General features: G+C 40.9%; 19 protein-coding genes. 9 read left to right on the top strand and 10 right to left on the bottom strand.

What is annotated here, in order from left to right; genetic code table 11:
- Positions 1-132: 132 nt before the first annotated feature.
- A complete protein-coding gene (locus tag ACZ8ZH_RS01660; protein WP_086209000.1) occupies positions 133-465 on the bottom strand; it encodes a HopJ type III effector protein in 333 nt (110 codons plus the stop codon).
- 221 nt (positions 466-686) lie between these two features.
- Here ACZ8ZH_RS01660 and crcB point away from each other — a divergent pair, with 221 nt between their 5' ends.
- Positions 687-1,064, top strand: coding sequence for a fluoride efflux transporter CrcB (gene crcB, locus ACZ8ZH_RS01665; protein WP_086208999.1), 378 nt, complete (start codon positions 687-689; stop codon positions 1,062-1,064).
- Positions 1,065-1,181: 117 nt separating this feature from the next.
- Here the strand turns inward: crcB and ACZ8ZH_RS01670 are convergent, their stop codons facing one another.
- Together ACZ8ZH_RS01670 and ACZ8ZH_RS01675 are read right to left on the bottom strand one after the other, a co-directional pair.
- Positions 1,182-1,436: a type B 50S ribosomal protein L31 gene (locus ACZ8ZH_RS01670; protein ID WP_119064750.1), complete on the bottom strand. Its 255-nt coding sequence runs from the start codon at positions 1,434-1,436 to the stop codon at positions 1,182-1,184.
- A 133-nt stretch (positions 1,437-1,569) separates the two neighbouring features.
- Entirely contained in the window at positions 1,570-2,868 is a 1,299-nt protein-coding gene (locus ACZ8ZH_RS01675; protein WP_119064752.1) for an ABC1 kinase family protein, read from the bottom strand.
- Between the two features lie 193 nt (positions 2,869-3,061).
- On the opposite strand from ACZ8ZH_RS01675, the gene ACZ8ZH_RS01680 reads away from it, so the two are divergent.
- Positions 3,062-3,271 carry a DUF1737 domain-containing protein gene (locus ACZ8ZH_RS01680; protein ID WP_086208996.1) on the top strand — a complete coding sequence of 70 codons (210 nt, stop codon included), beginning with the start codon at positions 3,062-3,064 and terminating at the stop codon, positions 3,269-3,271.
- 45 nt (positions 3,272-3,316) lie between these two features.
- Here ACZ8ZH_RS01680 and ACZ8ZH_RS01685 read toward each other — a convergent pair whose 3' ends face one another.
- Complete coding sequence (locus ACZ8ZH_RS01685) at positions 3,317-4,618, bottom strand: MATE family efflux transporter (protein ID WP_119064822.1); 1,302 nt, start codon at positions 4,616-4,618, stop codon at positions 3,317-3,319.
- 101 nt (positions 4,619-4,719) lie between these two features.
- Positions 4,720-5,181: a DMT family transporter gene (locus ACZ8ZH_RS01690; protein ID WP_119064754.1), complete on the bottom strand. Its 462-nt coding sequence runs from the start codon at positions 5,179-5,181 to the stop codon at positions 4,720-4,722.
- A 124-nt stretch (positions 5,182-5,305) separates the two neighbouring features.
- Here ACZ8ZH_RS01690 and hemW point away from each other — a divergent pair, with 124 nt between their 5' ends.
- Positions 5,306-6,460 carry a radical SAM family heme chaperone HemW gene (hemW, locus tag ACZ8ZH_RS01695; protein WP_119064756.1) on the top strand — a complete coding sequence of 385 codons (1,155 nt, stop codon included), beginning with the start codon at positions 5,306-5,308 and terminating at the stop codon, positions 6,458-6,460.
- A gap of 107 nt (positions 6,461-6,567) precedes the next feature.
- Here hemW and ACZ8ZH_RS01700 read toward each other — a convergent pair whose 3' ends face one another.
- On the bottom strand, positions 6,568-7,323 hold the full coding sequence (locus ACZ8ZH_RS01700) for an SDR family oxidoreductase (protein WP_119064758.1): 756 nt from the start codon (positions 7,321-7,323) through the stop codon (positions 6,568-6,570).
- Between the two features lie 110 nt (positions 7,324-7,433).
- Here ACZ8ZH_RS01700 and ACZ8ZH_RS01705 point away from each other — a divergent pair, with 110 nt between their 5' ends.
- Positions 7,434-8,324: a LysR family transcriptional regulator gene (locus ACZ8ZH_RS01705; protein ID WP_086208992.1), complete on the top strand. Its 891-nt coding sequence runs from the start codon at positions 7,434-7,436 to the stop codon at positions 8,322-8,324.
- 60 nt (positions 8,325-8,384) lie between these two features.
- Here ACZ8ZH_RS01705 and ACZ8ZH_RS01710 read toward each other — a convergent pair whose 3' ends face one another.
- The gene (locus ACZ8ZH_RS01710; protein WP_119064824.1) at positions 8,385-9,017 is read right to left on the bottom strand and encodes a LysE family translocator; all 633 of its coding nucleotides are present in this window, start codon (positions 9,015-9,017) and stop codon (positions 8,385-8,387) included.
- A 501-nt stretch (positions 9,018-9,518) separates the two neighbouring features.
- Here ACZ8ZH_RS01710 and hchA point away from each other — a divergent pair.
- From hchA to ACZ8ZH_RS01730, 4 genes are all read left to right on the top strand, one after another.
- A complete protein-coding gene (gene hchA, locus ACZ8ZH_RS01715) occupies positions 9,519-10,388 on the top strand; it encodes a glyoxalase III HchA (RefSeq protein ID WP_470247833.1) in 870 nt (289 codons plus the stop codon).
- A gap of 1,192 nt (positions 10,389-11,580) precedes the next feature.
- On the top strand, positions 11,581-11,958 hold the full coding sequence (locus ACZ8ZH_RS01720; protein WP_086208990.1) for a hypothetical protein: 378 nt from the start codon (positions 11,581-11,583) through the stop codon (positions 11,956-11,958).
- The gene (locus tag ACZ8ZH_RS01725) at positions 11,952-13,133 is read left to right on the top strand and encodes a CsgG/HfaB family protein (protein WP_119064762.1); all 1,182 of its coding nucleotides are present in this window, start codon (positions 11,952-11,954) and stop codon (positions 13,131-13,133) included. Before ACZ8ZH_RS01720 ends, ACZ8ZH_RS01725 begins: the two co-directional genes overlap by 7 nt.
- Positions 13,134-13,218: 85 nt before the next feature.
- Positions 13,219-13,821, top strand: a complete 603-nt coding sequence (locus tag ACZ8ZH_RS01730) for a hypothetical protein (RefSeq protein WP_086208988.1) — start codon at positions 13,219-13,221, stop codon at positions 13,819-13,821.
- A 122-nt stretch (positions 13,822-13,943) separates the two neighbouring features.
- Here the strand turns inward: ACZ8ZH_RS01730 and ACZ8ZH_RS01735 are convergent, their stop codons facing one another.
- Positions 13,944-15,767 carry an acyl-CoA dehydrogenase C-terminal domain-containing protein gene (locus tag ACZ8ZH_RS01735; protein WP_086208987.1) on the bottom strand — a complete coding sequence of 608 codons (1,824 nt, stop codon included), beginning with the start codon at positions 15,765-15,767 and terminating at the stop codon, positions 13,944-13,946.
- Between the two features lie 231 nt (positions 15,768-15,998).
- Between ACZ8ZH_RS01735 and ACZ8ZH_RS01740 the strand changes: the two genes are divergently transcribed.
- Positions 15,999-18,428, top strand: coding sequence for a hypothetical protein (locus tag ACZ8ZH_RS01740; protein ID WP_119064764.1), 2,430 nt, complete (start codon positions 15,999-16,001; stop codon positions 18,426-18,428).
- A gap of 42 nt (positions 18,429-18,470) precedes the next feature.
- Here the strand turns inward: ACZ8ZH_RS01740 and aroE are convergent, their stop codons facing one another.
- Together aroE and ACZ8ZH_RS01750 are read right to left on the bottom strand one after the other, a co-directional pair.
- Positions 18,471-19,259, bottom strand: coding sequence for a shikimate dehydrogenase (gene aroE / locus ACZ8ZH_RS01745; RefSeq protein ID WP_119064766.1), 789 nt, complete (start codon positions 19,257-19,259; stop codon positions 18,471-18,473).
- Between the two features lie 91 nt (positions 19,260-19,350).
- Positions 19,351-19,557, bottom strand: a complete 207-nt coding sequence (locus ACZ8ZH_RS01750) for a hypothetical protein (RefSeq protein WP_086208984.1) — start codon at positions 19,555-19,557, stop codon at positions 19,351-19,353.
- Between the last annotated feature and the right edge of the window lie 139 nt (positions 19,558-19,696).

Here is a 19,696-nt window from a genome sequence, read left to right on the forward strand (position 1 = left end):
TTATTTTTCAAGTCAATTTCTTATCCGCGATTCGGGTTATTTAATATATGCTGTAAATGCTTATAGATACGTAATTTTAAACTATTTTATTGATAAACCACGTTCAAATTGTTTGAACGTGGTTTTTTATCTTTATTTTGCGGTTAATGCCGTACCATCAAACGCAATACCATCCCAACCATTCAACATGAACTGACGAATATTTTGATGATCCGTTGCATCAGGTGTCGCTAAAACAGAGGCATAGTGTTCTGCAAATAAGCTTAAGGTTTGTGCTTGATCGAGCCCTTGAAGCTGTGCAAACGAAAACACTTTGGCACTGCCTTGGTTTTCAGTTGCCGCATTGTGTTGTAAACCATTTTTAAACGCAGTTGGCGTATGTGTATAAGCAGCTTCAATAAAAGCCAGTACATCTGAAAATTTTGCTTCGCCCGTTGCAAGCTGAGCCAATAAGACCTGTGCCATGTGTATATGTCCGATTAAATTTATGCTCACATCATACCCAAAAAGTGTAGGTTTGTGAGTTTTGCATTTGAGAAAACTTTTGAGCTTATTTTAAGAATCGGCTCAAGCTTGAAAAGCCTTGATGTCGATAGATTGATTCGGGTTTAATAGGTCTAGTATTGATGAACTGTGGATAACTTTGGACTTATCCATACAGCTTTTGCGAAAAATAGGGCACTTAAATGAATTGGATCTTGGTGGCTTTGGGCGGTGGAATAGGGGCCTGTTTACGCTATGGTGCAGGCTTATTGCTCTTCAAACCGAATATGAGCTTTCCATGGCCGACGTGGTGGATCAATATTATCGGTTGTTTTACTGCGGGACTATTTTTTGCGCTCAGTCAAAAATATCCAGTGCTTCAACAAGAAGCACGTTTATTTTTAATGGTGGGTGTATTGGGCGGTTTTACCACTTTCTCAAGTTTTGGTCTCGAAACGTTTCAATTACTGAGACAGGGGCAAATGCTACTCGCTTTGAGTTATGCATTGTCAAGTTTAGTGGTGGGTGTGATTGTACTGGGAATAGGATTCTATTTACTCGACAGCCTTTTTAAGCCTTAAATATTTTAGAGCGTCATTGTCGCAATTGAAGACATAAAAAAAGAAGCCTAAGCTGGAGGAGGTCTTAGGCTTCTTGATATCTTTACTATAACGCGTATAGCTTAAAGAAAAATGAAATTATTGTGAGCGTTTGAAACGCGCGAAACGTTTGTTGAAACTTGCAACACGACCTTCATTACTGGTTTGACGTTGCTCACCCGTATAAAACGGATGTGACGCACTTGAAATATCCAAACTGACATAAGGATACGTTTTACCTTCATACTCACGGGTTTGGTTACTTTGTAATGTACTACCGATAATGAAAAATGCATCGGCATTGGTGTCGTGAAATAGCACTTCGCGATACTCTGGATGAATATTGGCACGCATACGGCATCTCCTTAAATCTATTATTTTTGAAATGTTATAATATAACAATATTAAAGTCAAAATAAACCCAGTGACTTTATGTAACTGGGTTTATTGGAGTTGAATTGGTTTTGTTCTCAGCTATCGTCATTATTTAAGCTGTGGGCGGTACCAACTCTTCAAACAGATCGTTGAGGTTGTCGTGGACTTTGAGATGAATCAGGTTCCAGTAATGTCCAGACACCGTACGATTGACCATCAGCGTATCGGGGGAGGGTTTAAACACATCCCAATATTTCAGCGATGGTTTGACCAGTTCAATGCCATCATGATGCGCGGAGTTCTCAGCAAAGTCATACATGGTCGTAAGGGGGCGCATCAGCACCTCTAACCATGCTTCATACAGTTCGGCAGGAAATTTTCCTTGTTCAGACATGGAGTGCAAAGCAGTCAGTTGTTGCTCCATGGCCAAGATATTACTGTCACGCGCTGCTTGAATCAGCTGCTTAAAATGCATCACGATTTCAGTCGATAGGGTTTTGACACCGCCGTAGTCATACACGATCACGCTACCATCTTCACGAAAGGCAAAGTTGCCCGGATGGGGGTCACAGTGAAAGCGCTTTAAAAAGAAAATCTCACGACCAATGGCACGGAATAAACGACGTCCCAGTTCATTACGCGTGTCTTGTGACCACGTACTGGCAGTTTCAATGCTTTCACCTTGTTCCACGCTTAAGGTCAAAATATGCCGACTCGAATAATCTTTATAGACTTGAGGAATAATAATCTTAGGGTCTAGGGCCTGATGAAAGGTTCGTGCGACCTCTAAGTTTTGGGCTTCTATTTGATAGTTCAGTTCGTTATCCAAACTGTCCTGAATTTCTTTAAAGAGTTGATCTTGTAGCTTACGGTCAATTTTGAGCACACCCATTAAGCGTAGCGCTAAACGGACTTGTTTTAAGTCACTTTCACAGGCTTCTTCTACACCCGGATACTGAACTTTAACCACGACCTGTTCACCACTCGGCAAAGTGGCCTTGTGTACTTGGCCTATTGAGGCTGCGGCAAAGGGTTGTTCTTCAAAGGCTGTAAAAATTTGATTGAGCGGTTTGCCTAGTTCTTTTTCTACCTGCGCTTTGATTTCGCTAAAAGGCATCGCTGGCGCTTGGCGTTGTAATTTACTAATCGCGCGTGCCACTTCAGGCGGGAAAATGTCTTTGTATTGAGATGCAATTTGCCCGACTTTCATTACGGCACCTTTCATTTCACCTAAGGTATCTGCAATTTGAAGTCCAATGTCCTGAAAAAGCTGACTGCGCGCCGCATTTTTTTTATCTTCATCGGCATTGAAGTTTTTAATTGAATTGGTCACAGTCTTGGTTGCGATACTTGCCGTCATGCTGGCAAGTTTCATAAAGCGACGACCGGGCGTACGAGTCGTATTTGCCATGCGATATTCCTCGGGGCATCTTCATTACATCTCAGATTTGATCATAGGCGACAAATGCAAAACTGCCTACTTTAAATTGTTAAGCTGATGTTTCTATTTAAATAATAGTGGTCAATTGAGTGAATTGCACGCTGGATTTCGCTGCATTTAAAAATCGCGTTACACTGTGCGAAAAATGTTGAGTATGAAATAAATGAAAGTTTATCGTTATTTTACAGGCAAGGATGATGTGCAGTTTTGTGCACGTGTTACCAAAGCACTGAATGAAGGCTATAGCCTGTATGGTTCACCGACCATGACCTTTAATGGCAATGAAGTGATCGTAGGGCAGGTGGTGGTCAAAGAAGTTGAGGATGAAAGCGAAGTACCACAGGGTCTGAAAGATGCTTTGGCACAACTGTAAGAGAGAAATAGGAGAGTATTTAACCCTCCTATTCACCGCAAAGTTTTAGTGATAGTCCTGACTGAGACGTTTATTGTTGTTATAAAGTCGAAGCAAGAGTAGGGCACATGCTACGCTTAAACCAACAATCAACCCAATCCACACGCCTGCTGCACCTATGTTGGTATAACGTGCCAAATAAATGCTGACTGGAAAAGCCACAATCCAATAGGCAATCATGGTGATCCACATTGGACCTTTGGTGTCTTGCATACCACGTAAACAACCTGCGGCGCTAATTTGCCAAGCATCCATCAGTTGGTAGGCGAGTGCAAACAGTAGTAAATACATCGCAACTTTTGATACTTCATGGTCAGAGGTATAAATTGCCACAATTTCAGGACGGAACAGCGCAATCAGCAACATGGTCATCAGCGCCAAAATCGTACCCGTAGCGAGCCCGAGTTTTTGCACCTTTCGCATTGCGATCCAGTTTTTCTCGCCATAGTAAGTCCCAACACGAATGGTGAGGGCGATGGCAAGGGACATCGGAATCATAAATAACTGAGAGGTGACCGACATTGCAATCTGATGTGCTGCCACAATGGTTTCCCCCAGTGGGCTGAGAATAATTGCAGCGGTACTAAAAATACTGACTTCGAAGAAAATAGCTAAACCAATGGGTAGACCAAGTTTTAAAATACGCTCGATCCAATAGCGATCCATCTTCTCCCAAGTACCAAACACTTGAGTTTTTTGATACGCCGAGGCTTTAAAAATATAAGTGGCCAAAGTGACAAACATGATCCACTGTAAAATTGCAGTGGCAAATCCACAGCCTGCTGAACCCAACGCTGGAATCGGGCCGAAACCATACATAAAGACAAAGTTTAGGGGAACCAAAAGGACCAAAGCCGCTAAGCTAATCACGGTAACAGGACGTGGGTGGCCGAGCGCTTCTGAATATCCACGCAGTGCTGCATACATCGTTACCGCAGGCATACCAAAGCCAATCGCATGTAAAAATAAACTGGCTTTAGGCAGTAAGTTTGCAGGTACACCCATGAGGGGCAATAACAGTGGCATGGCTTGTAAAATTAAACCCGCAATACTGCCCAAAATAAAGGCCACCCAAAGGGATTGACGGGCAATGGTGGCGATTTTTTCAGGGGTACGTGCACCATTGGCTTCTGCCACCAACGGCGTTGTCGCAATCATGATGCCGCTGAACAGCAACATCACAGGGATCCATAAACCGACCCCGACAGCAATTGAGGCCAAATCAGTAGGAGATAAATGCCCCGCCATGATGGTATCAATTAACCCGAGACCCGCTTGAGAAAACTGCGTGATCAGGATGGGGAGCATTAACACCAATAACTTTTTTAATTCGAAACGATGGGAGGTGATTTTATTTGTAGTCGACACAAAAATTACTCATATTCATCATGTGCTTGGTCTAAATAAATTCAGCGTTGTAAAGTGAGAAGCACACCAATAAAAATTACGACGCCACCAAGTAAACGCTGCCAATTGACAGGTGTTTTTTCGGTACCCAGTAGACCATAGTGGTCAAAAATCATCGAAGTCAGGATTTGTCCAAAAATAACCAAACCTGAAAACGTGAGAAAGCCTAATTGAGGCGCAGTATAGATGCTTATACTGATGGCATAAACCCCTAGGCATCCGCCGAGCCATAAGTACCACGGAATATTGGAAAAAGCATGTAACTGTGGTTTGTCGACAGGCTGAAACAAAACTAAAAGCGCTAACACACAGGTTCCAACGAAAAAGGATAACAGTGCAGCTTGCAGGGGTGAGTATAGATATTCTCGGAGTTGTGTATTCAGGGCAGTTTGAAAGGTCATAGCAATACCAATACCAAAGGCCAGTGGTAACATAAACAGCAATTGGTTCGATATTTTCATCATTTTAAACCATTCATTCTTCTTGTCTTTTTATCAGTCTAATCCAAATAGCCACAGATTTCATAAGTGTCTTGATGCAGTCATGTTAAAATGTGCAAGATTATCGCTGTGCTTTAGAGTCTCGTCCTTGACCGATTTACATCCTGCAAATATTCCGTTGTCTTTATATATCCACATGCCGTGGTGTGTGCGTAAGTGTCCTTATTGCGACTTTAACTCGCACGCAGTGCCAGATGGCAAACTGTCCCTAGATTTAGAGCAAGAATATTTACATGCTTTGGTTGAGGACTTTAAAACTCAGCTTGAGTTTGCTCAAGGGCGTCACATTCATAGTGTGTTCATTGGCGGCGGAACACCGTCCCTCATTTCAGCGCAGGGATATCAATGGTTATTTGCTCAGCTCAAAGCATTACTGCCCTTTGAGGCGGATTGTGAAATTACCTTAGAAGCCAATCCGGGTACAGTGGAACATGATCCTTTTGCCGATTATTTGGTGGCAGGTATTAATCGGCTTTCGATTGGGGTGCAAAGTTTTAACACGGAACATTTAAAAAAACTGGGGCGTATTCATAGCAATAGTGATGCGATTTCAGCCATTGGTTTAGCACGTGATGCAGGTTTTAAACGCATTAATGTCGACCTGATGCATGGCTTACCTGAGCAGACTTTGGAACAAGCCTTATTGGATTTAAAACTCGCTGTGGAAAATGGTGCCACGCATATTTCATGGTATCAACTGACCATTGAGCCGAATACGGTGTTTTTTAGAACCCAGCCGATTTTACCAGTGGATGATGTGCTTGAAGAGATTCAGGCGCAGGGTGAAGCTTATTTAAAAGCGCAGGGATTTATCAACTATGAAGTTTCGGCATGGCGTAAAGAGCAGCCTTCCGCACATAATTTGAATTACTGGCAGTTTGGCGACTATTTGGCGATTGGTGCTGGTGCACATGCTAAAGTGACCCAGCCAGATGGGGTCTATCGTTTCCAGAAAACTCGTTTACCGAAAGATTATTTGGCTAAAGTCCCTGCGGAGCATGTACAGTTTAAGCGGATTGAAGCCGACGAACTTCCATTTGAGTTTATGATGAATGCTTTGCGTTTAAATGATGGGGTTGCAGCTGAAAATTATGCGCAGCGTACAGGTTTGAATTTGGATAGTTTGGCCGAAACTTTGGACTCATTACGCAGTCGAAAATTAATGGTGGATGATGCGACGCGTTTAGCGTGCACCGAGCAGGGGCATGTATTTTTAAATTCAGTGCTGGAATCATTTCTCTGAGTTTTAGAACCATGATTGCGTGGGCAATCATGGTTCTAAATTTAAACGAAAGGGGATATCGGCTGTGCATGATGGAATCAAAACAGCTGTTCATTTTGCTTACACGATTAACGTGTTGTATACCCGCCATTGGCAAAAATAGTTTGTCCTGTAATCCACCAGCCATCTGTAACCAAGAAGCGTACTAATGGCTCTATATCTTCAATTTTGGTGAGTCCGCCCAGTGCTGAGGCAGATTGATGATATGCAACTGCTTCGGGGGCTTCCTGAGCATAGAAAAAAGGCGTATCCATTGGACCTGGTGCAACAGCAGTAACAGAAATACCACGACTTCCAAATTCCTTAGATGCTGCACGTGTATAGTGTTCTACAGGTGCTTTTAGTCCTTCATACGTTGAATAAAGACCCGTATATGCTGCGAGTAAACTCGTTACGATATTGCATATTTTCCCACCTTCATTCAGATGACGTCCTGCTGATTGAATAAAGAAATATGCAATTTTATTGTTGATGTCATTCATGTCATCAAACTCTTGTTCAGTCGTATCTAGATAGGTTTTTTTAAGGACGCGACCAACGGTATTAATTGCGATATCAATTCCACCAAACTCAGTTTTAGCTTGAACGAATAGTGCTTCAATGTTTTGAATATTTGTTAAATCAGCTTGTACCAAGATGGCTTTGACACCAAATGCTTGCACTAGATTGAATGTGTCTTCGGCATCTGCTTGTGTTGCTGTACTATTATAATGAATGACTAAATTTGCGCCGTGTTCTGCAAACTTACGTGAAATCAATCCACCTAAATTCTTAGCACCGCCAGTAATTAATACAGTTTTTCCTTTCAGGTCGTGTTGTGACATGGGCCTAGCCTCGGTTTGTATGTAGTTGTTTGAAATGATCTTAAAAGAATTTATTTGTATGAAATAGTTGTTAAAATTGCACTGATTGTCTGAAAAAGTTGCACAATAAAATGGATAAGATTGATCGACTAAGAATTTTTTGTTTAGTGGCAGAGAAGAAGTCTTTTGCGCAGGCTGCTGTACAATTGGGTTTGCCTCGATCGAATGTAACTTATGCGATTCAATCTCTTGAAAAAGAATATGAAGTGCTATTGTTTTATAGAACCACTCGCAAAGTCTCTTTGACCAATGAAGGCATTCTGTTTTATGACGAAGCAGTCCGTCTGGTTGCACAGTTAAAAGAGCTTAATCGCTTTAAAACCCATGTAAGAAGCCAAGAGGGAACAATTAGTATTGGCATGTCGAAACGATTAGCAACACAAATCCTGATCCCTCATTTGGCAGAGTTCTATGCGCAGTTTCCAAAAGTAAAAGTGTTGGTGAACGGCAGTGATGATTTTTCTAATTTGATTGAGCAACAATTAGATTGTGTGGTGCGTGTGGGAGAGGTGCAGGATAAATATTTGCTCATGAAACCAATTTGCCAAACAAAAATTTGGACATTAGCTTCACCTGAGTATTTAGCACAGTTTGGAGAACCTAAAACCTTGGCTGAGTTGAATCAACATTTTGCCGTTGATTATCATGTTGGGAAATATTATCGGGAATGGAGTGAATTAGTCTTTCGTGATCATCGAATGAAGATGCCTTATCGTTTACTCATTGACAATACTGAAGCATATATTCAAGCCAGCCTTGCAGGTATGGGAATAATCCAAATACCTGAATTTGATGCTGTGCAATATGTAGAACAAAGTCAGTTAAAGCGTTTATTTCTAGATATTCCAAGTCTTGAATTGCCCATCAATATTTTGTTGACTGACAGGCAGTATCGGCCAAAGTATTTTCAGGACTTTGTGGATTGGTTGGATGCTTTACTCAAAAAGAAACTTCTTATCTAGCGTTTCTTTCGCATCATAAAGCTTCATTACAATACAGGCCAAATCTCTGAATCGACATGCTTATTTTCGCTCATCCAGCAAAAGACGAATGGCTAGAACGGATAAAACCGTCCCCATCATCCACTTTTGAATTTGTGTCCAAATCGGCTTGCGGTTCATCAAGGCTGCTAATGAACCCGCAGAGTAGACAATCAATACATTCACAAAAACGCTGACCACAATTTGAATTAGGCCTAAAGTCATCGACTGTACAAAAACACTGCCGTGATTGGGCTGAATAAACTGAGGAAGTAAGGATAGATACATAATCGCAATTTTAGGATTTAACAGATTGGTGAGAAATCCCATCATAAAAAGTTTCATCGGACGATCAGGTTTTAAATCCACCGTTTGAAAGGCAGAAACCCCATTGGGTTTCACTGCATTCCAAGCCAACCAAAGTAAGTACAATGCACCTAATATTTTGATGGTGTCATAGGCAAAAGGCACGGCAAATAAGAAGGCGGTAATGCCGAGTGAAGCACAAGCCATATAGAAAATAAAGCCTAAAATGATACCTGCCAATGAAATTAAGCCTGCCGATTTTCCTTGAGAAATGGAGCGAGAAATCAAGTAAATCATATTTGGACCGGGCGTGAGTACCATGAGCAGCGCGACACCTGCAAAAGCAATCATCTGAGATAGGTCAATCATCATCTATACTCGCTAAAATCCGAGTTTTGAAGATATCAAACAATCATGAGTTTAGTGAACGTTATTTTTCACATATTCACATGAGTTGTTTCTTTGAGTTCCTTTCATCAAAAATGATCACTGCTTCTATGTGGAAATGTGTTCATTATTTTGTACGAATTGGCTTACATCAATTCCCGCTTTTTGCGCCTATACGTCTGCATGTGATTTTTCTACTATAGAACCATAGAGAGCAGGATGCTCCAATAGAATAACAATAAAGATCAGCACAGGGACGAAGGTAAGACAGGAGTCATGCCTCAGCAATTAATACGAAAAACCCCGACAGGATGTCGGGGTTTTTTATTGCTTTAATTTTATATACTTGCCATGAAAATGAATATTTACATGTTAAAAACAGAGACCTGTGTAAACTTTGCTATGCTGAATAAATGACCTGAAACACAGGGTTTGAGACTGAGAAAAATCGAAAATGAAAAAGTAATAACAAGGAGAATTAGAATGGCCCAGACACATCAAGATCGTAATCCAACCCCTGATTTAGCTGAAGACAATGCTTTTTTCCCTTCACCTTATTCACTTTCCCAGTATACCGCCAGTAAAACAGACTTTGATGGCACAGATTATCCCAATCCTTATATCGGGCATAAAAAAATCCTGATGGTTGCCAGTGATGAGCGTTATTTACTGATGAAGAACGGTAAGTTCTTCTCTACAGGGAATCATCCTGTGGAAACATTGCTACCGATGTATCATTTAGACCGTGCTGGTTTTGAAATTGATATCGCCACTTTATCGGGTAATCCTGTCAAATTGGAAATGTGGGCAATGCCACACGAAGACCCCGTTGTTCCAGCAACTTTTAAGAAGTATCTTGCTCAGTTTAAGAAGCCTTTAAAACTTGCAGAGGTATTGAAAAGCAGTTTAGGTGACGACTCGCCTTATTTGGCTGTTCTTATTCCCGGTGGGCATGGGGCTTTAATTGGGCTGCCTGAAAGTGAAGACCTAAAAACTTTACTGAAGTGGGCGGTAGCCAAAGATAAATTCGTTATTTCTTTGTGTCATGGACCAGCAGGCTTATTGGCTGCTGCGGTTAAAGAAGCGCCAGAAAACTACCTTTTCAAGGGCTATAAAATGTGTGTCTTCCCGGATGCCCTTGATCAGGGAGCTAATTTAGAGATTGGTTATATGCCAGGAGAGTTACCTTGGTTGTTGGCAGAACGACTTGAGCAACTAGGTGTAGAGGTCGTCAATAAAGAGATGTCAGGACAGTGTATTCAAGATCGTAAGTTAATTACGGGAGACAGTCCTTTGGCTTCTAATACTTTGGGGAAAATGGCTGCTCAGGCACTTTTAGCTGAAGTTCAGTAGATCAATAATATTCAATTAAAAAGACTGCAGTTGCAGTCTTTTTTGTATAGATCAGTTGATTCACGACCCTGTTACAAATGATCTCATCTTTTATGATCAATTTAGCCTGAGTGCATGATTTTGTCGGCCTTGCAAAGAAGAAATAGTCTATCACTTTAACCTTCTCTCTAAAAAATATCTCATTTTACGCCATTCGATAACAGCTTTAAGACCTACCTACGGAGCGTACCTAGAGACAGGCCATCATCACATCGTCTGAGTACATCAAACCATGTACTTTCACACTTTTTATCTAGTGTGGAAACCATAAGAAAGGCAAAGCATTCTATTTTATATAAAGCGTAATAATATTTAAATTTAGCCTGAAATGGTTTTATAAATAAGTCTAATTTATTTTTTTAAATTTAATTTTTTATTCTGTATTTTATTTTTAATGGTTTTATTTTTTAATATTTATTTTTTAAGTTTATGAAGTAAAAGAAAATGCAAATAAATGGTTATATGATGTTTTTATTTTATAGCTGTGTTTTAATATAAAAGTTTTTAATTTAAATATTTATTTTTGCTTTTTTATTTGTTCTTGTGTTTTATATTTATTATTTTAAATAATGCTGTAGGTTGGGTGGCAATAATCAAGACGATAAGAATTTTATTTTCTTTACTGAAGTAAAGGAAATGGATCATGAATTCAAGCAATGATGCGTCTTCATAGCAAGATCAAATGAGTGCAAGTGGAAAAGCGCAGTACATGGCTCTTGGCTATACAGCAGTTGAGTCTTAGCTTTTTAGCGCAAAATGTGAGCTGAGTAGGATACTAGAGATGCGAGAAATTCTGCTGAGTATTTTATTTAATGACTGAATTTAAACCGTTTAATGGGATAAAAATATAGAATTATAAATAATGTTTACATAATATGTTTTCTTCTTTTATTTATGTTTTTGATTTTTTATTAATATGTTTTTAATTTATTTTGAAATTTTTATTTACATTTTAAATGGCATACCAAGTTTCAGTCAATAAAAATTAAAACAATGGGATGGGTTGGTTTTTTTTGGCTGTCTGTTATTTTATTATTCTGCTTGGGTTATTTTAATTTTATATGTGGTTTAATGGGTTTTAATTTGTATTGAGTTTAATTTTATGAAGCAGAGAGTGTGAAAATAATATGGGTTAATAGGGAAGGTTAAGTTCATGAAAATAGTAGTAATTAATATAGGATTATGTTTTTTATTTTGCTTGAATAATGCCTATGCAACGTCCGATGAATGGAGTACGCGTTGGAAAGCTTCTACAGTACGTTCTACAGAGAATTTAGTCCAAGCGAATTTAATTGAGCTCATGGACTCAGATTATTATGAAGGTCTTGGAAAAACCACAATTTATAGCACATCGACCAGCTCAATTGGGACCGTAAATTCATCTACCAGTAACGTTAATGTGAATGGTTCTGAGAACAGCGTTGATATTTCTAGTGATGCTGTGAATGAAGCAGCAGTGAATTCAACCACAAATCAAAATAATCCAGCATGCCCTAATTTGAGCACCCAACAGGGGGTCTCATTATGCTGAGTTTTCAAATCAATAGAAGATTAATATCTTCAGCGAGCGTGTTGGTCGCCTTAAGTCAAGTGCTAACAGGTTGTACGGGACTCGCAGCATCTAATAAACAGCCTGTCACTTTAGTACAAGGCCCTCCAATTACAGATATCTTTACCCCTTTTGATATGGCTTTGTCTTGTTTAAAAGGACAATTACGCACCGATGTTAATTTTTCTGTAGGGGCCATTTTAGACCAGACAGGGAAAGACGTGGTCACCAATGGCGGAAGTGGAAAAATGGTGACCCAAGGCGCAGGGGATATGGTGCAATCAGCCCTGTTCCAAGCTGGTGTCAGCCTGTTAAACCGACGTGATCCGCGGATTATTGAAAGTGAAGCAAAGTGGGGGATTCGAGATCCTCGAAATATTCACGCTTCAGATTATTACGTCACAGGGAGTATCAATAGTTTGGATTTTATTCCTGGCGGGGGTTTTGACATGCAAGTCGGTGGTGTTGGGCCTAGCTATAGCCAAACCCGAATAATGGTTGGTCTGGACTTGTCTCTTACCGATACCCGTAGCAGTCGAGTGGTTGCAAACGTCTCTCTGCAAAAGCAAATCGTTTCACAGGATTATGGTCTGAATGCAGGTCGATTTGCTGGACACACTTTACTGAATATTCAAATCGGCAAAGGTGAGCGTGAGGCAACAAATTTTGCATTACGCCAAATGCTGAATTTGGCAACCTTTGAGCTGTTAAGCCAGGTCATTCCCCCGAGTACATTTGAGAGTTGCAGAGCGGCGATTCCCCCTGAATTTGGCAGTCTCAATTTAACGCGCAGTTCGGTTGCACTGCATAAATATAAAGAAAGTCAGCAAAACAGCACGATTGAAAACCCCAATAAGAGTCTATTGGATGCCCAACCATACAAGGGGGCAGCGCCCAATGAAAAAAATAAATTAACGGATACACCCAGTAAAGATACACGTCCTCCGAAACAAAGAGAGTCTGAGTTGATTCAGGATCCTGATGCAGAACCAGAAATGAGCAAGCAGGATTTAATTAAATATATCAGCAAGAAAAAAGCTATGCCGTCTAAGTCTGTAGAGAAAGACGATGTGAAAACAGAGGAACCTGCACAACTGCTTTGGGATATCAATCCAGCAGTCACTGAAAATTATTGGTCAACAACGAATCGAGATTAACTGAATTGAAAAGATAGGCTCGCTCCTATTATATAAAAAAGAAGTACTTAGCGAGGAGTACTTTAGAGTGTATAAGGAAATAACGATGAATAAGACTATCAAAACAATTGCCTTATCTGTATCTGTAGCTTTCTTATCAAGTGCTGCATTGGCTGGAGGAGGACACCATGTACAGGTGGATACTGGTTTGCAAGACACCCTAGCACTTTTAGCTCAAAATGCTGAAAATGGAAGTGCGTTAAATTTAGCTATTAATACCAATAGCATAGACGCAACGGTGAATACGGCGGGTGGAATCAATGACGTGGGCACAATTGAAACCTCAGCAATTGGTGCTGTAAATACGGGTGAGATCACCCTTGAACAAGGTAGTGTGTATCAAGTGAGTTCTGGTGCATTTAGTGGTGATCTGGAGGCCTCCATGAGTGCTTGGAAAAACATGGATGGTCATCATTATCAACAATTAGACTCAGGTGTTGAAGCTTCTGTGGCAGCAGGTGTGGATACTGAATATTATCAAGAGCTGAATAGCACATTGAGCAATTACGCTGCTGCAAATTTAGCCTTTAATTCAGGTTCTGTTGATGCTTCAGTCAATACCAAAGGCTTCAAAAACACTGTTGAAAGTATCAAAACCTCAGCGATTGGTGCTGCAAATACTGGCAGTATTACAGTCACTGTAAAGTAAGCTCATTCCACGACTTAAATAAAAAATCCAACTATCATCAGATAGTTGGATTTTTTTAATTTTGATGAAGGTCATCCGATGTTATGCAATGCATTTACAAGATGACATCTTCAATTTTAAGCTTAGTAATCAAAGCTAAAGTGTTCAGTTGCCAAGGAAGTCATGGTTTTTGAAGGATTGACCATTGCTTCAGCATGACCTTGGGTACGTGGAAGCATACGCTCAAAGTAGAAGTCAGCCACTTTGATTTTAGCTTTATAAAATTCAGCTGTTTCTTGGCCTTCACCTGATGCCAATTTCGCAGAAGCTACAGCTGCTTGTTGTGCCCAGAAATAAGCCATCATCACATAGCCAGAGAACATCAAGAAGTCTACAGATGCAGAAGACACGATGTCACGGTCTTTACGTGCTGCCAGCATAATACGAACAGTTAAAGCATTCCATTGTGCGCAAAGCTTAGTTAAGTCCCAAGCAAAACGGCGCATGTATTTGTTGCGAGCATGTTGACCACAGAATTTCAGGATTTCAGCGGTGTAGTCACGAATGACTTTACCTTTAGAGGTCAGCAGTACTTTACGACCGATTAAGTCAAGTGCTTGAACACCTGTTGTACCTTCATACAGTGTCGCAATACGTGCATCACGTGCAATTTGCTCCATACCCCATTCTTTAATGTAGCCATGACCACCATAAACTTGCATACCGTGGTTTGCAGCTTCCAAGCCTAATTCAGTTAAGAAGCCTTTTAAAATTGGAGTATAGAAACCTAAGTGATCATCATGTGCTTCAAATGCTGCAGTGTCACCACGCTCTAAGGCATCGGCCATTTTGTCTGCAATTTGCGCTGCATAATAAATCATTGAACGACCACCTTCAGCAATCGCTTTTTGAGTCAACAACATACGACGAACATCGGCATGGTGAATGATGGCATCAGCGACTTTTTCAGGGTCTTTCTTGCCAGACAGTGCACGCATTGACATACGTTCTTTGGCATATGGAAGTGCACCTTGGAAAGAAAGCTCAGCATGTGCAATGCCTTGAATTGCTGTACCGATACGTGCGGTGTTCATGAAAGTGAACATGGCATGTAAACCTTTGTTTGGTTCACCAATCAAGTAACCGACAGCATTGTCAAAGTTGAGAACGGCTGTTGCAGAAGCACGAATACCCATTTTATGTTCAATTGAACCACAGGTCACAGGGTTACGTTCACCGAGGCTACTGTCTGCATTGACCAAGAATTTAGGCACAATGAACAGTGAAATTCCTTTGGTGCCTGCAGGTGCATCTGGAAGACGCGCAAGTACGATGTGAATGATGTTTTCGGTTAAATCTTGTTCACCTGCTGAGATGAAAATTTTAGTGCCTGAGATGTTATACGTGCCATCAGCATTCGGTTCGGCTTTGGTTTTGACTTGACCTAGGTCGGTACCACATTGTGGTTCAGTCAAACACATAGTGCCTGACCATGTACCAGCCACTAAGTTCGGCATATATAGATTTTTTTGTTCGTCTGTACCAAACTGCAAAATGGTGTTCATACAGCCGATGCTTAAACCTGGGTACATTTGGAAAGACCAGTTTGCTGTACCCATCATTTCCGATTTAATCAGGTTTAATGATTGTGGCAGGTTCTGACCGCCAAATTCTTCAGGGAAAGACAAACCTTGCCAGCCACCTTGGACAAACTGGTCATACGCGTCTTTAAAGCCTTTTGGTGTTTTTACTTCACCATTGTCGAAGGTACAACCTTCTTCATCACCCGATTGGTTTAAAGGAGATAAAATATTTTCACAAAAATCTGCTGCACCTTCTAAGATCATATCTACCGTGTCAGCGTCGGCAGCTTCACCATTCGATAGGGTTTGATAATGTGCAGGATAGTCCAGCACTTCATTCATTAAGAAGCGAATATCATGTAAGGGAGCTTTATATGCAGGCATGTGTGTAATCCTAATTTAGAAATAGTATTGGATTATTTAAAACGATCATTTCATTATTCATACATCGTATCAAAATACATTGATAAATCAGACCTAAAAAAATGTCAGAAAGGCGAATTGGTAGATAAAATCATCAATCTAAAAAGACAGTTCTGTTACACTGACTCGATGGTCTTTTGATCATGTACTTTTTTAATAAACTATAATTAACTCAGGTTTTCAGCAAGTATTATGCGCTTAAAATATATAACACTTTGTTTATTGGGTTTGAGTATCAGTGGGTGTACTCAGCATGTCATTAAATCCAATGCCTCTTCAGATCAGCAGTTGGGGCAACAAGCCACGCATGGTCTAAATGCCATGTTTGAAAATGCCAGTTATGATTTTAAAGGGCAGTTCTCGATTCAGTCGGATTTTAATTTTAATGAGTCAAAGCCTAGGGCTCAGTCAAATTCCAAGTCCAATGCTCAATCAAATGCAACGAACTTAGATCCAGAGTTGAAAAAGCAATTAGATCAATTATTAAAAAATCAAAAGATTCCATTTACAGCTAAAGAGAAGCAGGCCTTGTATGATGCGCTTGCGCGTGAACAAAATCCGTATGCATCACTGTATAGCACGGGTGAGTCACGTTCAGCTCGCACGCAAATTGCAGAATCATTGGTGAATTTACTCAATGATTTGCAGTTTAGTTACAACGGTTCCGTACATTTTCGTCAAAAACTGGCTGCACTGACGTTGCAGTTGAGTTATCAAAAGCCAACCTTACAAGTGCAAGCGCAGTTGCCGATGGTGGTTGATTTTAATGACTATAAGTTTTACACCAACTATTTTGCCTTTATGCCATTCATGGTGAACCGTGAAAGTCAGGATCGTTTTGCATACATTGACTTTTCCAAGCATAAAGATGCATTTGGCCATATTGATTTTAAGAAATTTGCAGAATATTTAAAGCAAATTAATGCCTTACCTTATGCATTGGCAGAGCCAAATCAGGTGCATAGTGTGGGTTTGAGTAAACAAGAAAAAGATGCAGGATTGAGTAAGAAAATTCGCTATATCGGCGACTTAGAAACAGCACAAGTACAATTGGGCTTATTTGAATACGTCAACAAACTGCACTATACCCAGCAGATACAAGCTTTTGATGCCGAGCGTCTGATTCAAGACGCTGAAAAAACGCCAAGCGCAGCAGATGATGCGATGCAAGCAGCGAAAGAAGCGGAGATGGCTGCCGCAGGTGTAGCAACTGAAGACCCTGCTTATGCCTCACTTGAGCGTGTCACGAGTTTAGTGAATCAACAAATACATCACTTAGGTTCACATACAGATGGGGATGAGCAGGGCATCGCGGTAGATGCTGTCAGTGATGCGGTTACAGATGCGGCTGCTGATGTTGCCTATGCAGAGGATGAGACAGAGGATACAGAGGAAGTCTCTGCTTCTGCATCATCTAATACTCTCTCTGAAGAAGCTTGTGATGCGCTCATCAACACTAAGAATATTCCTATCGGCAAAGTGACGGCATGTCGGGACTATCAAGATATTGATGTGCTTGCGCCTAAAGCCGTGACTCAATCGGTAGATACAGAGAGTTTTGGTCAAGCCGCGATCAATGTTTTGGAAGAGCTAAAACCACTCTTTACGGCATATCAAACTGAGCAACTGGTCGATGCGCAAGGTTTTAAACAACTTTGGCAAAAACATCAGGCTGAAATTACACCGATCATGGCACAATTGGGAACAGAGCGTTCACCATTTGTGATGGATGTTGCACTCGACCAAAAAGGCCGTGCGCAAAATATGGATTACAACATTGTAATCAGCGATGAGCAAATTGGTAAGCTACAAATTAAGAGTACCAATCAGGTGTTTAATTATGGCAATGCCACAGCGATTGACCGTCAAGCTTTAAAAAACGCCAAATCTATTGAGGAAGTGTCTAAAGGTTCATTACTGGAAAACGTAGTGAAAGGCATGCTTGGACCATTAGGTGCAGATGCTAGCGCATCTCAAAGTGTTGAGACAACATTGTCAGATACGGCAGAGCAACCTAAAGACATTTCTGATTATTACCAGCAAGTTGCCAAACAAAGCTATGCACGTCATCATTCAGAGTTAAAAGCATATCAAGCAACCTTTGCCTTGGTATTCGCTGCGCAACGTCCAGAATATATTCGTTATTATAGCCCAGCGACCATCAATGAAATTTCAGAAGTGTATGCCTATGAGTTCATGGATATTGCAGAGCCGAAAGGTTCAGCACTGAAACGTTTGAATCAGTTACGTCAAAAACATGTCCTACAGCACCAACAAGACTTTGACGAATTGGGCGAACGTGTCGCGAATATTGTTGAAGATGTCTTAGACGAAGCACAAGAAAGTCAGCAATGGAAAGACTTGGTTAAAAAATACAAGACCAAGCAGGCACTCTTTGCACATGTCTATCAAGAAAAATTTACCGATAGCTATGAGATTGAGCCAGAGCAAAAAGCAGACTTAGCGCAGGCGGCACAAATTTTTGCTAAAGCATTTGCCGATGACTTAAAAGGTCAATTGACAGAAAAATCATTGCAAGGTTTGAAGCTTGAACATGACGACTTCTTTAGTGAGTCGACTTATTATGAGACGTATAAATCCGTACAAAAGCAGATGAAGTAATGTGAAAAAAGAACCTCTGCGGAGGTTCTTTTTTATTGAGTTTTATAAAAAATCTTTCAGGTTAGGTTTGACGCCATTCCAAATGGAAAAAGATTCAATCGCCTGACCAACAAGCATGCCATAGCCTTCTGAGGTGAGTACGCCACGTGCTTTGGCTTGGTCTAAAAAGGTCGAAGGTTTGCCATAGGTCATTTCATAGGCATGTTGAAACAGGAGTGTCTCGGGCAGAACGAGGGCGTCACCACTTAGGCTGGCGGAGGTTGCGTTAATCACTAGATCAAATTGACCATCGAGTGCATCTAAGCCGATAGCTTGGAGTTCAGCTTGAGGGACAGCTGTTTTTAAGTCACTCACCAGTTGCTCTGCACGTGCAAGGGTACGATTGGCAATCACAATTTTTTTTACCCCTGCTTGTACCAGTGGATAAATAACGCCGCGAGTTGCACCACCTGCACCGATGATTAGCACATCAGTCTGGTCTAAGTTCCAGTCCAAAGCATGAATGGCATCAACTAGCCCTTGACCATCGGTGTTGTCTCCATGCAGTTGACCATCGACCATCCATAAAGTATTCACTGCTTTTGCGATTTTGGCGCGTTCAGTGAGGACTGCGCAGGCAGAAAAAGCTTGCTCTTTAAATGGAACTGTGACGTTTAGACCTATGCCACCGTGGGCGAAAAATTCTTGGATGTTGGCGAGGAAGCCATCGAGCGGTGCAAGACGTTTACTATAGTTGAGGTCGAGCCCCATTTTTTGTGCAAACGCATGATGCAGTTCAGGTGAGCGAGACTGCTCAATCGGGTTGCCAATGACAGCGAATTGTTTGCTCATCGCACCAAGTCCATGTGAGAAATGCCGTTCAATATACGGCAAATTAGACTCAGGCTAAAGCGTTAGACTATTTTTTCTGAAGCAGAAGGGCTTATGGATTACAGATGTTGTGAATCGTATCAAACAATAGCTTTGCCGCAGTCAGGGTTAAGCCGATACCTGCAAATACGGTGATGCTGATGGAAGCATTATCATTGAATGCACTTTCAGAAAAAATAGTGGTACTGATCGAGCTTAGCAACACTATAGCAAAGCAGAAAAGAACCATGGTGGTCGAGCTAACTCTTTTTGCGAACATGTTTGGGACCTCAGAGAACAGCAAAGGAGGATACTAAATGTTGATGTCATTAAAATGAATACATTGAAAATGACTTAATTTAGCTTACGGTTTTTGCGAACTCAAAAGAACCCAATTGCTGTTTTAAACCTGTGACAAT

The sequence above is a fragment of the Acinetobacter sp. SW-226 genome (assembly GCF_055632855.1).

What these genes read in the sequence shown, in the direction of transcription:
- ACZ8ZH_RS01720 (WP_086208990.1), top strand. Translation starts at nt 11,581, where the DNA reads ATGAAAATAGTAGTAATTAATATAGGATTATGTTTTTTATTTTGCTTG.
- ACZ8ZH_RS01700 (WP_119064758.1), bottom strand. Translation starts at nt 7,323, where the DNA reads ATGTCACAACACGACCTGAAAGGAAAAACTGTATTAATTACTGGCGGT.
- hchA (WP_470247833.1), top strand. Translation starts at nt 9,519, where the DNA reads ATGGCCCAGACACATCAAGATCGTAATCCAACCCCTGATTTAGCTGAA.
- ACZ8ZH_RS01735 (WP_086208987.1), bottom strand. Translation starts at nt 15,767, where the DNA reads ATGCCTGCATATAAAGCTCCCTTACATGATATTCGCTTCTTAATGAAT.
- ACZ8ZH_RS01690 (WP_119064754.1), bottom strand. Translation starts at nt 5,181, where the DNA reads ATGATGAAAATATCGAACCAATTGCTGTTTATGTTACCACTGGCCTTT.
- ACZ8ZH_RS01680 (WP_086208996.1), top strand. Translation starts at nt 3,062, where the DNA reads ATGAAAGTTTATCGTTATTTTACAGGCAAGGATGATGTGCAGTTTTGT.
- ACZ8ZH_RS01660 (WP_086209000.1), bottom strand. Translation starts at nt 465, where the DNA reads ATGGCACAGGTCTTATTGGCTCAGCTTGCAACGGGCGAAGCAAAATTT.
- ACZ8ZH_RS01730 (WP_086208988.1), top strand. Translation starts at nt 13,219, where the DNA reads ATGAATAAGACTATCAAAACAATTGCCTTATCTGTATCTGTAGCTTTC.
- ACZ8ZH_RS01725 (WP_119064762.1), top strand. Translation starts at nt 11,952, where the DNA reads ATGCTGAGTTTTCAAATCAATAGAAGATTAATATCTTCAGCGAGCGTG.
- ACZ8ZH_RS01705 (WP_086208992.1), top strand. Translation starts at nt 7,434, where the DNA reads ATGGATAAGATTGATCGACTAAGAATTTTTTGTTTAGTGGCAGAGAAG.
- ACZ8ZH_RS01675 (WP_119064752.1), bottom strand. Translation starts at nt 2,868, where the DNA reads ATGGCAAATACGACTCGTACGCCCGGTCGTCGCTTTATGAAACTTGCC.
- ACZ8ZH_RS01670 (WP_119064750.1), bottom strand. Translation starts at nt 1,436, where the DNA reads ATGCGTGCCAATATTCATCCAGAGTATCGCGAAGTGCTATTTCACGAC.
- aroE (WP_119064766.1), bottom strand. Translation starts at nt 19,259, where the DNA reads ATGAGCAAACAATTCGCTGTCATTGGCAACCCGATTGAGCAGTCTCGC.
- ACZ8ZH_RS01740 (WP_119064764.1), top strand. Translation starts at nt 15,999, where the DNA reads ATGCGCTTAAAATATATAACACTTTGTTTATTGGGTTTGAGTATCAGT.
- ACZ8ZH_RS01685 (WP_119064822.1), bottom strand. Translation starts at nt 4,618, where the DNA reads ATGCTCCCCATCCTGATCACGCAGTTTTCTCAAGCGGGTCTCGGGTTA.
- crcB (WP_086208999.1), top strand. Translation starts at nt 687, where the DNA reads ATGAATTGGATCTTGGTGGCTTTGGGCGGTGGAATAGGGGCCTGTTTA.
- ACZ8ZH_RS01750 (WP_086208984.1), bottom strand. Translation starts at nt 19,557, where the DNA reads ATGTTCGCAAAAAGAGTTAGCTCGACCACCATGGTTCTTTTCTGCTTT.
- ACZ8ZH_RS01710 (WP_119064824.1), bottom strand. Translation starts at nt 9,017, where the DNA reads ATGATTGACCTATCTCAGATGATTGCTTTTGCAGGTGTCGCGCTGCTC.